Raw genomic sequence first — 16,955 nt, 5'->3', positions numbered from 1 at the left:
CAAGTCGTCTACTTACCGCCCTATTCACCAGACCTGAATCGTATCGAAAAGTGTTGGGCATGGTTAAAGGGCCGCATTCGCAAACAACGACGCAGCGCTACTAGTTTGCGTGAAGCGATGGAGACAGTCCTCAAGGAAGCCGCGTCCTAACTCTTGTGGCGACAGCTATACTACAGGGAGGCGACATCTGACCACCCAAAACTAGATCTTGAGCATTGGGCATGGATGGCTCTGACATTGGCAATCCTCAACTCTATTAATTACTGGTATGCGATCGGTACTCGCTCTAGAATGCCCGACCCAAAGATCTTATCCAACTCCAGGTAATTTAGATGCACGTAACCGATATGACAATGGCAGGTTTCGTTGGTACAGAGGCGTTCAAACAGAGCCATTTCAAACGCTGAATCGTAGATATTGCCGATCGCAGGTTTGATGAAATGACAACGTCGTATCGTACCTTCACCATCCACAGAAATTACCGATTCTCCAGCGCGGCAAGATTTGCCTAGACTGGGATAGTGGTGCGTGTTGAGGTGATATAGGGGATCGATGGATTGAAAAAAGGCATGATCGTCTGGAGGGAGATGAGGTAATTCCGCTTTTACAGCATTAATCCAGAGGTAAACCGATTTGGGAAGTTGTTGTCGTAGAGTAGCGATCGCTGCTTTGAATCGTGGAAATCCTACAACACCGACGCTAAACCGAATCCCATAATGCTGTAAGTAATCGCATTTTTCTAAAAACCGATCGAGCGTTGACCACTCTGGATGGAAGGTTGCCCATAGCGCAAGGCGATCGCGATTTGCCTGCTCAATCCACTCTAACGAACAGGAAAGATTTGTTTGGATGGCAACTTTGCGAACGTTAGATAGATGGGAGAGATGAACCAGCGTTTGCTGATACCAGGAATAAATGAGTGCCTCACCCCAAGGTGTAAACAGAATCGAGAATTCATGCTGTGGATGATCGGCAATCCAATTGGCAAATTTTTCTAAGGATTGGCGATCGACAGTTAATTCAGCAGCCGACTGCTGGCGCTTGGCAAAGGGACAATATTCACAGCCGTAGTTGCAGCTTACAAGGGAACCTCGGTAGAGAATGGTGAGGTGCATAGAGTTTTAATAAATTATTACTTCAATTGGTACGTCTGCATCGATCGCTGCACCTTTTCTGAAAACAGCCAGGGGCCGATCGCATCCGATCGCTCAATACCCAATTCACTCAAGACAAGTAAATTGGTTTGTAAATGTGCCAGATTCCAGTCGATCAGGTGCTGGAGTTCAGGGAAGTCGGTGAGCACATCACTACCAAAGCGATCCCTGTACGCCAAGCCATTCAATCCTTCCTCAGACAGAAGTGAGAGCAAGATAAATCGCCGCTGTTGTTCTTCTCGATTCAATTCAAATCCATAGTCTGCCTGCTCAAAAGCGGTATCATCACAGGCTATATACTGTTCGATAATACTGCGAATCTCTTTGGTGTTCACTGCGTAATCATTGGAGTAATGCAGCGATCGCGTGTATGAACGTGCTCCACAGCCTAAGCCCACCATACCATCGGCTTGACAGCAGTAAACAGGGCTAGATGATTCAATCGCTTGATGACTACGGAACATTCGCATCGAAACTTGAGTGTAGCCTTCTGCTCGGAGAAGATCTCGTCCAGCTTGATAGCAGGCTAGACGGCTATCCTCCCATTGGCGATCGGACATGCCCAATCCAGTCAAGGGACGGATATAGAGGGGATAGAGGTAAATCTCTTCGGGTTGAAACTGGAGAGCCGTGCGAATTGAGTGCAACCAGGTGTCTACCGTTTGTCCAGGCAGCCCGTAGATTAGATCAAGATTGAGAGTCGGAAACCCAGTCTTGCGGATGCGGGTCAATGCAGTTTGCACTTGTAGAGCAGTTTGACGGCGTTGGGTCGTCAGCACTTCGCGATCGATAAAACTCTGCACACCAATACTGATCCGATCGGTACCGCGATCGCGCAAAAGCTGTAATTTCTCGACTGTTGCCGTTTCAGGTGACACCTCAACAGAGACAGGAATATCTTTCAGGGCTGCACCCATCGTGTCTTCTGCCACATCCAGAACCGCTTCTAGGGCAGCGATTGGCAACTGAGTGGGTGTACCGCCTCCTAAAGCAAATCGAGCGAATTGGGCATTCCCCAGAGCTGTTTTGACCCGCTGTGCCTGCCGCTGCACGGTGCAAACATAGTGACTCACAAAGTCATCATTATGATTGATGGTGGTGAACAAATTGCAGAATCCGCACCGCATTTCACAAAACGGAATATGGATGTACAGAAATAGGGAATTTTGTTTTTCGGTTGACCAAATTTCCGAGAGCGATCGCGCTGGAAAAGGACGGTAAGCCGTTTTGTGGGGATAGGCATAGATGTAAGCTTGGTAGGGAGATTGGGCTAGCAGGGGGGATTGAGTGGAGGGAATGAGGGGCATCGTGAAGTACCAATGAGAATTATTCTGATGGCGATCGCATATCTCGGAGTGATTGTTTCAAAACTTCAGCGGCTTGTTGCTGATGACTTCTTGCTGTTCTATCAATATCCTCATCTGTGACAAAACCAACAGAGGCACGATAACCACTTTTAAGGGCTTGCAGCCGATGTTGTGCTGCTTCAATTTCTTCATAGTTGTTCACCTTGACAGGTTGAATTCCCTGCTGGCTTAGTTTTCGCAGTGTTTCACAATGATGAGTCAGAAGTTGTTCAGCTGAGGTGTTGTGCGGAAATTGCTGCCGATGGATGTTGGGGATACCTCCTGTGGTATCTATTTCTAGCGTGTTTGTCGTCACTAAAAAGCTGCCATCTAACAACTCACTTTCCAAATCAATGGCCTTACCACCCTTCGGTGCCAACCCGATCCACTGCAACAAACGCACTAACCAAGATAGTGGAAAGTGATAGCAGGCCCCTACCGTTGTGCGATCGCTACTCAATAAGACTCGCACAAAAGTGCGATGGGCTGGATTGGTTTGGCTAATAGTGACGTCTTCAATATCCGCAATCTGGCGAAATCCTAGATTCTCTAGTGCTTTTTGAGTGCGTCGATAAAATGCTTGATTGACGTGGCGAAACATTTTGCAGTCCACTTGTTGAAAGGTATGCCGATCCGTATAAAGTTCCTGCATGGTTTGCAGTAATTTCTGAGCAAGTTCTTGGTCTGTAGGTTTTTCGTTAGACATGAGATTTAGAGAGGGTAAAAGGTTTAGGATTATCCTGTCTCTAGTCTTCCCAGGGTTGTCACGTCAAATCCTCATGGTGATGAATTGAGGAGCACTTCAGCGTAAGGAACGGTCCAAACGGTGGGGTGGGCGAGACGGTGACCAGTGTAGCCATCTTCGCCATAGGTTGTACCATGATCAGAGCAGAGGATACCGAGGGTAGGGGCGCGATCGCGTAGAGTCTGCCAAAGGGGAACAAGCGCGCGATCGATGTATTCCAAGGCAGCAGCATGAGTTGCAATTGAATCAGTGGTTGCTCCAGGGAAATAGAAATAATTGGGTTGATGGAGCGCGGACAGATTGATAAATAGGAAAACTCGCTGTGTTGAGGAAAGGACGTTGAGGCGATCGCAGGCGAGAGCAACTTGGTGCTCGGTGGAATGGCGATCGGTGACACCCAGTTCTGGGCTCCAATACTGTTCCTGAAACAAACCAGGCAAAACTTTGCCGAGCGGATTGCATTGATTGAAAAAACCAACACCACCGATGCAAATTGTCCGATATCCTCGATTTGCTAGCCCTTCTGGCAGACTGGCACCGTTGAGAACGCAAGTCTCAGGCGCGATCGTGGCACTTCCCTCAAATTGAAGGGCAAACGGACGGGGATGATGGCCAGGAGTAACGGGGGTTGGCAGAAATCCGGCAAAGAAGGCATGGTGAGCCGCATAGGTGAAGCTACCGGGGGAATGCCGTTTTTTCCAGCCAGTATTGGGTAAAAGCGCAGCGAGATGAGGCGTTCGTCCTGCTTGCCACAGAGATTGAGCGACATCATATCGTAGCGTATCAAAGGTGATGAAAATAATGTCGTGTGTACCGACGATTGTGTTGTAATTTGTAGTTCGTAGTTCGTAATTCGTAATTGATGATTTGTAATTTTGAGGCTTATCCATAGTTGTAGCTGGAATGAATTTGTAATCTGTAATTTGTCGGCTCCAATTCAAAACTCAACATTCAAAACTTCTCAAATTTGTTCTAATAGCATGGCAATTTCAGTTGTATAGGTATCCCATCCTTGCCAGGTGATGCCTTGCAGCAAATCGCCAAATGCATTGAGTTCCAGGATGTAGTGATCGCGCAAATTGGGAGCGATTAATAAATCAATGCCACAGTAGAAGCTGTGCGGAAAACAGGCAGCAGCTTGTTCACAGGTATAGAGCATTTTCTGCCAATATTCAGATGATAGTGCTTTCGGCAAGGCAGAGACTTCGCGGCGATCGTTCCCCAGATGTAAGTTGGTCATTGGGCTATTGCCTACCCGCAAAACCACCTGTCGTGCTTTGCCACCAATGACAACCACCCGCGCATCAAATTCTCGTCCTTCCAAGCGGGCTTTGGGCATCCAGGCTTCCACCTGTGCGGATTCATTGAGTAAAAAGTTGATAATATCGGCAATCTCGTATGGGTCAGAATACTGGCGAATTTTACGAGAATTGTAGAAGCGCAGTTCACCCTGTTCTACAACCCGCTCAACCGTGGTAATTGCTCGCTCTAAATGATTGCGTCGCTCGTAGGCAACCACTCCGGAAGCAGAAGACCCGTGTGCCAGTTTGACAAAGACTCGTTGGCAGTCTTGAGCATCCATCTGTTCACGCAAATGCTCATAGCTGAGGATGGACAAGTGATGCGTTAATGAATGCGGAGTTGGAATAGAGTGATTGGCTAAAATACGCTGACACTGAATCTTATCAAACATCATGATGATGTCTTCTGGGTGACTGAATACGTTTCCATGTATTTGTCTGGCCCATTCTCGTAGTCGCTGTCGCCAGCCCAAATACCATTGACGTGGATAGAGAATGCGTCCTTTATCTGCGGGTAATTGGTAAGCTGCGATCGCCCCAATTCGCTGGTGCTGTCCTGTATCATGCACTTCTGCTCCTGCGGCAATAAAGGCGCGATCGACAGCAAAATTGCGTTCCGGGGCATCAAAGCGAAACCAGAGATGGGGGGTATCCCATTCATCCAGGAAACAGCGTCCCGCTAGCAGTTCTTCATAGGGCACCAGTTCAGCAGCAGGTAAGCCCGCTCGAGTCAGCGCCTGCTGAAAGAGTTCCACGCGACGAGTTTCAGGATTGGCAATGAGAACAACATTGAGCATGGCATTACTCATGCAGTGCCAAATAGCGACTACCCTCTTCTACATCCTGCTCAGTGGCCTCAACCAGAAAAGGCAATTGCTGAAGTTGAGCGATCGCCCCTTCAGAAAGCCAGTTCCCAGAGACATCCAGTAATTTTAAATTTTGCAGATTGGGATGATTCAATAACAATCCTGCACTGGTCATCGTTCCCATCTTTAAATCAAGCACCGCAAGCTGTTCTAAAATCGGACTTTCTAGTACTTCTTTGACTAAACCATTCGTATCTTCGCAGCTACACAATCCCAAATATTTCAAATTGGGATAAGCGTAGCCTGAGAGAAGGGGGAGCATGGCTTTAGCGACCTCAGCAGCCGATCGATGCCAGCGTCCTAACCATAGCTCGAAGTATTCTAAGCCCGATAAGTTTATTGCACAAAGCTGTTCAATATTCTCATGTTGTAAATCTGCTGTTTCAATGATTAATGTTTTTAGCTTGTCATGGTGTAGTCCTGCACATTCCAATCGGTATTTACCAAAATGTCCATACACCTGCAAAACTTCCAACTTAGGGAACGCTTCTAAAAATGGGCGAATATCAAATACATAAATTTTGGATTTACGAAATTCTGGACCATCGCCCTCACTATCTCCCACGAATAATCCCTTTAAATTTGGAAACCTGGCTTGAGCATCACAGATTGCTTCTAGCGCAACGCCAAAGATATGTTCCTGATCCCAATAGTTGTGGTTAATCTGAAACACCAGTGCTTGCAATTCGGTCACGCCTGGATCTTTAAGCAGCGCTTCAAACTGGCTCAAATCATACGATCGCTCCCGTCCCGAATTGGTCATGCGAACCACATAAGCATTATTTTCTGGATCGGTGATGCCGACCTGGGGATTGTAGGTTTCAAATCGCCAATCTGCCAGCGTTGTGAAATAGGTGAGCGGTTGATGATTCAGTAAAGCTTCTCGTCCCCGTTCGTCTCCCTGCGATCGCAACAAGCGACAGGCTAAGCGGCGCACCGGTTCAGATGAATCACTCAATGCCTGAATTGCCAGGTCAATTCCACTATCGCCATACTGGATCGCCTCTCTAAGTGCTGATAATCGAGCCACTAATGTTTCACTTTTCAGGCGTTGCTTGACTCCTGCCAGACCCCCCAAGACAGCACCCATCACCGGAGGAAGCGTTTGACCCCCCAAAATCGCATCAGAACTGCGAGGCTGTGGCGTTAATTCAGACATTTAATTCTCCTTTTGCCATTGCCAAATCTTTACCACACCATCACTACTGCCTGTTACGAGCAGAGAGCTATCCTGACTGAGGGCAAGCGATCGAATCGGTGCATCGTGCGCTGCGATCGTGGTTAACTTCTGTCCTGTTGCCAAATCCCAAATCTTGATGTTGGGATCACCTGCACTGATCAGAAATTGATTGTCTGGGGTGATTGCAAGTCCACGCACCCAGTCGGGATGTCCAAAGAACGATCGCCGTAATTCGCCTGTGGCTGTATCCCAAAGTTTGATCCGTTGATCGCTGCCTGTGGCAAGAGTTTGTCCGTTAGGAGAGAGTGCCATCGATCGCACTGAGTGATCATGTCCACGTAATGCCATGACTTCCTTGCCAGACTCACAATTCCAAACTCGAATAATATGCTCTCCATAGTTCTCGCCTCCGCTATAAAGGTGTTGCCTATCAGCGCACAAGCATAGAGTAAATATAGTGCCATTATGAGCTTTCCATTTCCGTTGCTCCCGTTCAATTCCCTGGATTGACCATTGTCGTATGATTCCATCGGCACCGCCTGTGAAAAATGTTTCTCTGCCTGGATGAGCCGCGATACCCAATGTGTAACCCTCTTTCGGTTTCAACGCGAACTGAGCAGACCTGCCACCAACATCCCAAGCTGAAACGCTTGGATGAGTATGATAATCTGAGCTACCCAGAAGAAGCTGCGATCCATCTAAGCTGAAACAAAGTACATTGATATCAGCTTTGTGAAGTTGCCATTTGTTTGCTTCTGCAAGATTCCAGAGTTTTTGTTCGGTCAGGTCATACAGTTGCAATGACCATGTGCGGGGGCCTCTAGATTGCCAATGGATTGAACTGCCTCCAGCGCTGGTAACCCAACGCCGATCCGGACTTATGGCAACAGCATTAATGGGACCGATCGCAGGCTCAAGTGATTTTAATAGAACGAATGTTGGAACTATGAGAAGACTCATGGTTGATAGAAACACGAATAAGTGAATCCGATTGCTTGATTGACAACTTCTTATTCCGAAACCGCACAATAGCGCTCGTCCTCATACTCCTCATCTATCGTGCGTTGATCATCTGCAATCACCTGAATACCAGAGGGTTGCAACTGATCGATCATGGCTCCCGAAAGATAACTTGCTGAGACATTGAGGATTTCCAAATCGCGAATTGCGTCATACTCCAGCAACTTAGCGGCTCCCTCATCCGAAAGCGTGCCTAGGGAAAGATCGAGCACTTGCAGTCCTGGCAGCAGGGGCGATCGCACCAATCTATCAATTAAGTCATCAGCGAACTGGCTATTCCGTAGGCCCAAGTAGGTCAAATTAGGAAAGATCAGGTCATCTAAAATGGGTGATAAATCCTGCTCCCAGCAATTGCCACCATAGTATTCACTACCAAACCAAAATTCTAAATGTTCTAAGGCTGGAAGATCCCATTCATAAATTTGCAGTACCGTTTCTCGACTTAATCCGCCTGTTTCTAAAATAAGTGCTTTCAGATGCTCATGCAGCGCATTTTCTGGAGGTACAAACTCTAAGCCCATTCCACCTCGCACTTGCAGCATTTCCAGGTGTGGATAAGCTTGCAATAAGGGACTCATATCGCTCTGTTGCAGCCAGGAGATCTCACACTCCTCGCCGAGGATATCGCCAATGAACAATGCTTTCAAGTTGGGTAGGCGATCGCGCAACGACACCAACTGCTCCACAAATCTCTGCGAAGACGCATCACCTGTACAAACACTTTCCCCATCATCCCACATGCCAAACACCAATGACTCAATCTGCTCAGAGCCTGGTGTATTGAGCAAGGTATTAAGGCGGTCGAACATATCATCCGTGCTGTAATCATAGTCACAGCGAAACGCATAGGCAAACTGTGACGGGTTTTGCAATGAATCACCTGGGACAAATTCCTCATGAACGGTTCGATTGGCAAAGCGAGTTACATGATCACTGACAGAAGCAATTAGCCGCTCATTCAAGTTCCACAGGGGACGCGGGAGCAGCAAAGCCTCAGTATTTTTGGGCTGCCGCAGAAGCCAGCGTGCTCGTCGTCGCACTGTTTTGGAGTGATCGCCGAGTGCTTGTTCCAGACAAACTCGCCCGGCCTCTCCGTAACTCCAGGCTTGATCGAGTGCTTCTAAGCGAATTGTGAGATCAGGATTGCTCAGTTTTTGCAGAATGCCTTGAATGCCTCCTAGAATCGCGCCTTGGCGGGGAGCAGGGTTGTTACCACCCAGCACAGCATCAGAATCATGGGGATCAGAGTTGGAATGAGTCATGGTGATGAAGGGAGAAGAACGCCAGAAAACTTTGTGCAGGTTTCCCAAGATTGCTTACTGAATCTGCAAAGCATTATCTTTCGTAACCTTAAACCACTGATGGTATCCCCCACATTTTGATGGTGCCATCTCGGCTACCACTGACGATCCGTTGTTTATCTGCACTAATCGCGACTGACATAATGTAGTGAGTATGTCCTGTAAATGTTTGGAGTTCCTGTCCAGTTTGTAAATTCCAGACTTTTACAGTCCTATCTGCGCTACCACTCACGAGTATCTTTCCATCGATACTAATGGCGATCGCACTGACGCTGTCTGTATGTCCTCTTAACGTGTAGCGTTCCTCTCCAGTTTGCACATCCCAAACTCGAATAGTTCTATCCTCACTGGCACTTACAAATGTTTGACCATCAGTGCTAACTGCTAGTGACCAAACTTCTCCGGTATGGGCTTCCAACGTTGTTGACAGTTGATGAGCCACAGCATCCCAAATTCTGATTGTCTTATCATACCCTCCACTAATTAGCGTTTGTCCATTGGGAGTCACCGCAACTGCAGTCACCAAACTTAAGTGCGCAACTAATTTGCTAATTACCATTTTAGTGCGACAGTTCCAAAGTAGGATCTCACGATTCTTTCCACAGGTGGCGATCGTTTGTCCATCGGGAAAGATCGCTAGATACTCATCATCATTTGCAGGATGATATGGAATGACACCATCGCGCATTCCCCAAATTCGAAGATGAGGATAAAGATTGGCGATCGCATCACTGATATCCCCAGGAGGCAGAGGTGGCTCCAGAGTCAATATGATGCGTCCCGTCTTCAAGTTCCAAACTTTAATTGTGAAGTCCCCTCGACTAATTAATGTTTGTCCATCTGGGCTGAGAATGACTGATCGCACAAATGAATAGCCATCATGGCTATAGGTCGCCAGACATTGAAAGTAAGGGTAAGGATTGTAGGTGCGGAGGGCAACTTGAATGGTGGGTTCTGGGCGATCGTACAGCAGGCTGTAAGCTATTGGTTGAAGCTGCTCTGAGTTCGGAAATTTTGCTTCCAGTAATACCTGAATCACTAAGTCTATTCCTGGTTGTCCATAGCGAAGTGTTTCAGAAAGTGCTGCAATTTGATGTTCTACTACAGCACTGGTTAAACGCTGCCTGATTCCCGCCAGCCCACCCAAAACTGCGCCCGTAGGCGGTACTTGACCACCCAGAATTAGATCATCTTGTCTTGGTTGATTAGGGCTATGAGTCATGTTAATTCACTAAGATTATTCAGCCACAAGGCAGTAGCGTTGGTACTCACTACCATCAGGTTCTCTATAAATTCTTCTTTGGCGATCGCTAGTTACTTGGCAGTCTAATTCTGAGAAACGGGGCAGAACTTGATGAACATAGCAATCAGAAATATTCAGCGCAACAAGTGAGTGAATTGCAGAACAACTAAGCAATACCTCAGCTCCTGCATCGCTCAAAGTGCCTAATGAGAGGTCTAGTTCAATGAGCCGATCCATCAGTGGAGATTGAGCAAAGGCGATCGCAATATCGTCGGTGTACTCACTATTTCGCAAGCCAAGGTACTTTAAGTTCGGGAAGGCTTCGCCTGAAATGATTGGCATTACATCCTCAATACAGGAGTCAGCTCCATACTGATTGCTTCCTGACCACAGTTCTAAATATTCCAGAGCAGGGAGTTCTAAATCACAAATATCTGAAATGACATTTCGACTCAAACCACCACTCTCGATCGTGAGGGCTATTAAGTTGTCGTGGCGCAGTTTACTAAACCTTAGCCCTCTAGCCCAACGGCTTCCATCCCCTCGAATCTGAAGAATTTCTAGCTTAGGATAAACCTCCAGTACATAACTTAACTCACTCTGCTCAATGGAGGAGATCATATACTCCTGGTCTTCGATATCACCAATAAATAAAGCGCTTAAATTGGGTAGATATTCCTGTGTGTACAAAAGATAGTCCACTACTTTAGCAGAACTTACACCACCTCAATAACCAATAACCAACGCCTCAAGCTGGCTCGTTTGAGGATCAATCAATAGCTCCATGAACTTGTCTTCGATAGCCTCCTGCGTTTCCCAGCTCCAGCGAGGAATTCTTAATGCATATGCTGTGGCGATCGGGTCTTGAACTCCAAGTTGAGAATTGAAATCTTCAACCTTTCGATTAGCAAACATTGTGGCATGCCCCATAGGAAGCCCATCCAAACGCTGGAAGTGCTGCCAAAATTTGTGCTGCCCAAGGGCTTGTTGAATTTGAGTTTCTGTGCGATTGCGTAGCAGCAGGTATGCCTCGTATTGTGTTCTGGGAAGTGGATCGTCTAGTGCTTGAATGATGTGTCTAAATCCTTGTTCTCCGCACCTTGTACACATCCTCAGTGCATCTAATTTTGTTTCTAATGATGTGCTGTTTAGACGTGTCTCCACATTCGCCAACCCTCCCAGAACAGCTGCTTGTATTGGCGCAGGAGAATTTCCACCCAATACAGCATCCTGATTTGTTGGTTGTTCAGGTAGCCCGCTCATAAATCAACTTAAATACATGATTAAGTCCATTACTCTGAATTGCTTTGTCTCAGTTTGATTTAGTGATCAGCCCTCCGCACTTGTGCTGTTTTGATTGTACTCAGTCACCTTCAATCACTTGCTTTCTGAAGGAAGTCCCCAAACCTGAATCGTGCCGTCATTACCACCGGTAACTGCAAATTGTCCATTTGGGCTAAAAGCAACTGATGCAATGTAATGGTGGCTGTGTCCTCGCATTGAGCAGAGAAGTTCTCCCGTTTGCCAGTTCCATAACTTGATTTCACCGAGGGGATAGGTTTCAAGCAGAGTTCGTCCATCCAGGCTATAGGCAGCGCTTTGAGAACCTCTCGCGTTCAGCCGCAGCTTATGAAGCAGTTCTCCTGTTTTCAGGTTCCACTGCTGGACAATACTCCTGCTATCTACACCAATAACAGTCTCTCCATCTGGGCTAATTTGAGCAGTCAAGCAGCGGTTATGTACTCCTTTTTCCCAACTCAATGTATGAAGCAATTCTCCCGTATCTCGATGCCACACCTTGATCACGTCATAAGCCTGACTGATCATTAATTGTCCATTTGGGCTAAATTCAACAAAACGTGTATACCAAGATTTAACCTCAAAACGCTGCAATCGCTTCGCCTCCAAATCCCAAACTTCTACTCCATCTTTTTGAGTGCCGACAGCCAGCATTTGCCCATCCTAACTGATCGCAATTGCCGTTGTATCGCTTGCTTTCCCTTTCAGAGTTTTAGTTGTGTGTCCTGTCTTTAAATCCTTGATTTCAATTCGGTGATCAGAGTATCCAACACAGCAATTTTGTCCATCCGGGTAGATGGTCATTGCCCCACCAAAACTTAATCCTTGCCGAATACCCTGAAATGAGTTCAATAGCTTTCCCGTTTTCAAGTCCCAAACTTTAAGTGTTTCATTAAGACTGTGGGTAACAAGATGCTGTGAATCAGGACTAATGACAAAAATGTGGCTGTATGAACCCGTTCCTTGCACATAACTTCCTTCCAAAGTAAACAAAAGGCGAAAGAATCGGTAGGGACTATGTTCAGAAATAGCATTTTTGATCTCTAGTTCAGTTCTACAGCTTAAAACTGAATAAGCTGCCCAGCGGATTTGTCTTGACGTTTCCTGCTTGAGAACTTGAACGAGTAACTCTAGCCCAGCTTCACCGTGTTGCGATGCCTGTGTAATAGCTGCAAGTTTTACATCTACAATATGGCTTGCCAACTGTTGCTTAAGCCCATCCAATCCTCCTAAAACAACTCCCTGGTGGAGAGGGGGCATCCGTCCACCGAGAACCACATCATTGTTTTGCGGCTGTGTCTGGTCATTCATGAAGCTTTCCCTACTACAATTAATGCTCTGATTCTGTTTAGTTCAACTTAGCGATCGCCCCCCGTTCCACCAATACCCTTCCCGTTAGAAGATCTCGCACAGTTGCCACTAAAATTCGGTGTTCCGTAACTTCAAACTCCACAGCTAAGCGATCGATGCCTAACTGTCCGGGTGGTTCCAGGCGGGCCATACAGACTTGCTCGTGATTGCGCTCTAGCGATCGGTAGGTTTCTTGTTGTCGCAGTGGAGCGCTGCTCATGCGTCCCTGTGCGTCATAAGTGACTTCAGCTTCAGTCACATGAGCCACCTCACCAATATCCAAACGAATCTCGGTTTGCCCTTCTAGCGCTGCTTGCAGCGTTAAGGGTTCTGCTCGTTTACAGGGATACTTCGTGCCAGGTTCAAATAGTGAAAAATAGTTGTAAGAGCGAGAGTAGAGTTCCCAGAGCCGAATGGCATAACCGTGGCGCAAATAATCCTCCAATCCAGCAATTTGGGTGAGTGCCAGTGCCCCATGAGAAACCGCCTCAAACGGTTTATGGAGCTGAACTCGCTGCCGTCCAAAATAGGAGATAAACAATTGCTGAATTGCTTGAATCTGGCAGCTTCCACCCACCAGCAACACCTGGTCAATATCTGACTTTTGCACTCCCTTGCGAAAGCCCAATGCCAGCACTTCATCGATCGCCTGTCGCAGTTGCTCAATGAGTTGACGATTCTCTAGCAGCGTTTCAAAGTGTGATCGGCTCAAGTTCAAATCGTGGTACATCAGTTGGTCTTCATCAAACCAGCTCTCTTTTGCTTCATCGCTGCTGGAAAGGCGAATTTTAAGCTGTTCTGCGATCGCCAGTAGATTTTGCCAACCGACTTCACCTAACGATTCGTGAGGTGTGCCGATCTGCTGCAAATAATCTTCCACAATCCAGCGATCGATGTCCTCGCCACCTACATAGCTATCGGCCTTTGCCACCACTTCTGCTCGCAAGACCTCTTGTCCGCCTGCCATTGCAGAAGTACGAACGAGACTCAGATCCAAGGTACCACCGCCAAAATCTGCCACGAGCACGGTCGAGCCAGGTCGCTGTACAGCATAACCGAGGGCTGCTGCGGTGGATTCATCGACAAATTTGACATCGGGGAATCCCAACTTAAGCGCCAGATCTTGAAACCAGTTGAGATAGCGCTCAAAGGCTCCCACTGGTACCGTAAAAATCAGCAGTGATGGCTCGATTTGGAGCGCTCGAATCGCTTGCCAGATTTGCAGCAGAAACTCAACTGCTACACTGGCAGCATCGTAAACCTGTCCATCTAGGGTGCGAGCAGGAGGCTGAAAGTCTGTTGCTAAGTCCCGCTTAAACGTGCGAAAAAATCGCTGGGGTTGTTGCAGTCCCAATCGCTGCGATCGCACCATCTCTCCCAGCACCAAATCTCCTGCACCGCGAACATACACCAGGCTGGGTACAACTGCAATATTCTCTGTCCCACTAAAGCTAAACAGACGCGATAGGCTGGGAAATCGTAGCGTTTCTGGTGCCTGGGTATCAGGTTGCAAAATGCTAACCACGGTATTACTCGTGCCAAAGTCGATCGCAACAGCGGTCATGCGGTAGCTCCTGCAGGTAAGGTGCGGCTGACTTTGGCGGGAATGAGAATGCGATCGCCTTGACGGTAACCCACGAAGCGGATGTAGATTGGCTCACCAGGCTGAAGATCGGAACTATCTGCTTGGTGCAATTGAGGATCATAAGCCGCTAACTCCCACGGAGTGCCGATCGCCTGACAGCCCCAAAATTGAACCAGGTTGTCTAATGGCGTAAACATTGCCACTAGATTTCGGGCAGGCAGATCGGGCTTGCCCTCCACCATCCGCCGGACACTAGGGTATTGAGTCAACAACATCTGAACTTGCTGAAAGGCAGCTACCTGGGTATCTTGCTGCACCTGGGTCGTCTGCTGTTCTAAGGAACTGCGGAGGCGCAAACACTGTTGCTTCAAAGCTTCTACCTGGTCTTCCAGGTTTGCCTTTTCTCGCTGCCTCGTTTGTAGCGTTTCGCTGGTTTCCTGCAATTGCTTTTCCAGATCGCGCTGAATCTGTTGCGATGTTTGTTTCAACGTTTCCAGATCATGCTGAAGTGCAGATTGAGTGTCTTGGGCAGCAAGGTGCGATCGCCAGTACAGGACACCTAAGCTAACGAGAGCAGCCGCTAACCCGCCGCTAAAAATCCATGCAAGATTCATGAGATTAACCCTGCTGGAGAGTTTGTGATTGTTCCGCTACCGCATCAACTCCAACAGCATTCTCGGCATCGTCATGATATTCTGGCAATAAATCCCGCGACTCGACTTCGCCCAGCGATCGCTCCAAGCCTTCGGTCACTAACAAACAGGATTCTCCTTTACCATTGAGAACCGTTTCAGTGACTTTTCCGTCTTTGCCAATGCGATACTCAATCTTTTGATACTCTGCCATTGCTTTTACCCAATCTGATTTTGCTCAGCATATGCAACGTGTCTAGCCACGCTACTGCAAAACAGCTAAAGCCAATCTAGCTTTCCCCAATGACATGAGGCTAGGAGATGTGTTTGCTGCAAAGCAATGAATTGCCTCAAAGTTGCATATTACCCAGAGAATAAGATTCCCAGATTAGCAAGACAATTTCAAATCTACTGTCTTCATAGTTCATTCGTACTAAAAAACAATAGATTCTATCGTTCTAGAGAAGGTAAAATCAAAGCAGATTGGGCATAGGTTTATAGCCGGGGCAGCATTTCCTCATAGGTTGAGAAGCGGGCGCATCTAATGGTTGGGGGAGTCCGAGGATAAGGTCAATGACTCCTGGGAGAACAAGGAATCAAAGCGCTGATTAACCCAAGCTAAACGCAGATGCAGCAGATAGTTGAAACCATCCTCACTCCAGCGCATCCTAACGCCTTTGAAGCGCTGAGCAATCAGCCCCTTACAAGCACTCTCAACCATTCCTGAGCCAATCGGCCAACCCTGCTTTTTGAATTCCCGATAGCGCAGATGCTCTTGATGAGTGGTGAGATAATCATGCACTTGTTGCAACGTGGGTTTGGCAGACTCAGGGGTAGAGCGATAGTGCAACAAGCAGTTGAGTTCTTGAATAATGCGATGTGCATAACCGTGACGCAGTTGATGTCGTAGCCGCTCAAACCACGCTTGTGGAGTGCGATGAGGCACCGTATGGTCATAGGCTTGAGCGGCTCACCAGAGATGGCCCGATGCATGGTAGAAATCCAAGATGCCCACCGCACCGGGTGCGAAGCTCTGTTCATACAACCGCCAGAATCCCCGTGCCCCATCACTCATACACACGACTTGTGAACTACTCTCAATGCTTTGTCGCCCTGCTTCGAGTTGCAGACGCAATTGCAGGGCATCTATCGTACCGAGTACAGCAACAAGGCGATGCTGCCTCAACTCGGTCCTGATTTTTCCCGCTCGATTGGTTTTTCTACCCAAACGAGCCAGCAAGCCCACTTTCACTTCTCGCCACACAATCTTGCCTTTGGCGCTCCTAGGAGTGGGACGCAGTGCCACCGTCACGCCATCAGCGGCAATTACCAAAGGCAAGGCCACCAAAGTTGCATCGAGCGGCTCAGCTTGAGGTGGATGTCCCTGCACCCATGATTGCAGTTCTGCTTCTAGATGCTGAGTGGCTCGCTTGCCAAAGGTTTGTACCCACTGCCAAAGCGTGGCATTACTGAGATGAACGCCACTGGGTTAAGCGAATAGCCCTGTGGCTAACTCGAAGGGCAGAAGTACAGCTAAGAGACACCCCAAACGCATCAATTCCATCGAGGTTTGCTGATAAGGCTCGATGCCCAACTCTTGGTCAAAGGGAGCCTGCTGACTACCTGAACAATAATGCGGACATCGTCCAACTCGCCGTTTCCATTCTACCCAGCCAACGAGGGTGAGCATCCGACGTCCCACCCAGCCCTTACTTTGCAGGGGATAAGCGCACTGAGCACAAAAACCCCAGGTCTTTTCTTGCTGAGCTCTCTGATCTCAGATCTTGCACCAAGGCTTAAAAGGTGGCAGAAAGGGCGTGAAACTAATAGACCGCAAGAACAATGGACATTCTTGCCCACGCCCAAGAACTAATCTATCACTTGCTCGATGGGATGCCGACTCCCTACCAACGTCAAAGCCTGCAAGCTTTGC

Annotated in this window: 20 protein-coding genes; 1 reads left to right on the top strand and 19 read right to left on the bottom strand. The window is 47.8% G+C overall.

Going from position 1 to position 16,955, the window contains the following annotated elements:
* Positions 1-150 (top strand): transposase (locus H6F90_RS14740; protein ID WP_190550225.1); only part of this gene is annotated, 150 nt, incomplete at its 5' end.
* 110 nt (positions 151-260) lie between these two features.
* Here the strand turns inward: H6F90_RS14740 and H6F90_RS14735 are convergent.
* From H6F90_RS14735 to H6F90_RS14645, 19 genes are all read right to left on the bottom strand, one after another.
* Complete coding sequence (locus H6F90_RS14735; RefSeq protein ID WP_190553179.1) at positions 261-1,115, bottom strand: STM4011 family radical SAM protein; 855 nt, start codon at positions 1,113-1,115, stop codon at positions 261-263.
* A 17-nt stretch (positions 1,116-1,132) separates the two neighbouring features.
* Positions 1,133-2,461: an STM4012 family radical SAM protein gene (locus H6F90_RS14730; protein WP_190553178.1), complete on the bottom strand. Its 1,329-nt coding sequence runs from the start codon at positions 2,459-2,461 to the stop codon at positions 1,133-1,135.
* Positions 2,462-2,480: 19 nt separating this feature from the next.
* Positions 2,481-3,206: a hypothetical protein gene (locus tag H6F90_RS14725; RefSeq protein WP_190553177.1), complete on the bottom strand. Its 726-nt coding sequence runs from the start codon at positions 3,204-3,206 to the stop codon at positions 2,481-2,483.
* Positions 3,207-3,277: 71 nt separating this feature from the next.
* On the bottom strand, positions 3,278-4,135 hold the full coding sequence (locus tag H6F90_RS14720; RefSeq protein WP_190553176.1) for an STM4013/SEN3800 family hydrolase: 858 nt from the start codon (positions 4,133-4,135) through the stop codon (positions 3,278-3,280).
* 71 nt (positions 4,136-4,206) lie between these two features.
* Positions 4,207-5,343: an STM4014 family protein gene (locus H6F90_RS14715; protein ID WP_190553175.1), complete on the bottom strand. Its 1,137-nt coding sequence runs from the start codon at positions 5,341-5,343 to the stop codon at positions 4,207-4,209.
* A gap of 4 nt (positions 5,344-5,347) precedes the next feature.
* Positions 5,348-6,571 carry a HEAT repeat domain-containing protein gene (locus tag H6F90_RS14710; RefSeq protein WP_190553174.1) on the bottom strand — a complete coding sequence of 408 codons (1,224 nt, stop codon included), beginning with the start codon at positions 6,569-6,571 and terminating at the stop codon, positions 5,348-5,350.
* Entirely contained in the window at positions 6,572-7,552 is a 981-nt protein-coding gene (locus H6F90_RS14705) for a WD40 repeat domain-containing protein (protein ID WP_190553173.1), read from the bottom strand.
* A gap of 50 nt (positions 7,553-7,602) precedes the next feature.
* Positions 7,603-8,874, bottom strand: coding sequence for an STM4015 family protein (locus H6F90_RS14700; RefSeq protein WP_190553172.1), 1,272 nt, complete (start codon positions 8,872-8,874; stop codon positions 7,603-7,605).
* Positions 8,875-8,962: 88 nt separating this feature from the next.
* The gene (locus tag H6F90_RS14695) at positions 8,963-10,135 is read right to left on the bottom strand and encodes a WD40 repeat domain-containing protein (protein ID WP_190553171.1); all 1,173 of its coding nucleotides are present in this window, start codon (positions 10,133-10,135) and stop codon (positions 8,963-8,965) included.
* Positions 10,136-10,150: 15 nt separating this feature from the next.
* The gene (locus H6F90_RS14690; RefSeq protein WP_190553170.1) at positions 10,151-10,858 is read right to left on the bottom strand and encodes a hypothetical protein; all 708 of its coding nucleotides are present in this window, start codon (positions 10,856-10,858) and stop codon (positions 10,151-10,153) included.
* Between the two features lie 24 nt (positions 10,859-10,882).
* Entirely contained in the window at positions 10,883-11,419 is a 537-nt protein-coding gene (locus tag H6F90_RS14685) for a hypothetical protein (protein WP_190553169.1), read from the bottom strand.
* A 114-nt stretch (positions 11,420-11,533) separates the two neighbouring features.
* The gene (locus H6F90_RS14680) at positions 11,534-12,109 is read right to left on the bottom strand and encodes a WD40 repeat domain-containing protein (RefSeq protein WP_190553168.1); all 576 of its coding nucleotides are present in this window, start codon (positions 12,107-12,109) and stop codon (positions 11,534-11,536) included.
* 9 nt (positions 12,110-12,118) lie between these two features.
* Positions 12,119-12,766, bottom strand: a complete 648-nt coding sequence (locus H6F90_RS14675) for a GUN4 N-terminal ARM-like repeat domain-containing protein (protein ID WP_190553167.1) — start codon at positions 12,764-12,766, stop codon at positions 12,119-12,121.
* Between the two features lie 37 nt (positions 12,767-12,803).
* Entirely contained in the window at positions 12,804-14,369 is a 1,566-nt protein-coding gene (locus tag H6F90_RS14670) for an Hsp70 family protein (protein WP_190553166.1), read from the bottom strand.
* A complete protein-coding gene (locus H6F90_RS14665) occupies positions 14,366-15,004 on the bottom strand; it encodes a molecular chaperone GrpE (protein WP_190553165.1) in 639 nt (212 codons plus the stop codon). The genes H6F90_RS14670 and H6F90_RS14665 overlap by 4 nt, the downstream gene beginning before the upstream one ends.
* A 4-nt stretch (positions 15,005-15,008) precedes the next feature.
* On the bottom strand, positions 15,009-15,236 hold the full coding sequence (locus H6F90_RS14660; RefSeq protein ID WP_190553164.1) for a DUF2997 domain-containing protein: 228 nt from the start codon (positions 15,234-15,236) through the stop codon (positions 15,009-15,011).
* A 327-nt stretch (positions 15,237-15,563) separates the two neighbouring features.
* Positions 15,564-15,968 (bottom strand): hypothetical protein, encoded by a 405-nt coding sequence (locus H6F90_RS14655; protein ID WP_190553163.1) that lies wholly within the window; start codon positions 15,966-15,968, stop codon positions 15,564-15,566.
* A gap of 24 nt (positions 15,969-15,992) precedes the next feature.
* The gene (locus tag H6F90_RS14650) at positions 15,993-16,412 is read right to left on the bottom strand and encodes a hypothetical protein (protein WP_190553162.1); all 420 of its coding nucleotides are present in this window, start codon (positions 16,410-16,412) and stop codon (positions 15,993-15,995) included.
* Between the two features lie 99 nt (positions 16,413-16,511).
* Positions 16,512-16,712: a hypothetical protein gene (locus H6F90_RS14645; protein WP_190553161.1), complete on the bottom strand. Its 201-nt coding sequence runs from the start codon at positions 16,710-16,712 to the stop codon at positions 16,512-16,514.
* Positions 16,713-16,955: the final 243 nt, after the last annotated feature.

This window comes from Trichocoleus sp. FACHB-591 (genome assembly GCF_014695845.1).
Taxonomy (GTDB): Bacteria; Cyanobacteriota; Cyanobacteriia; order FACHB-46; family FACHB-46; genus Trichocoleus.
This window is presented reverse-complemented; position numbering and strand designations above follow the sequence as displayed.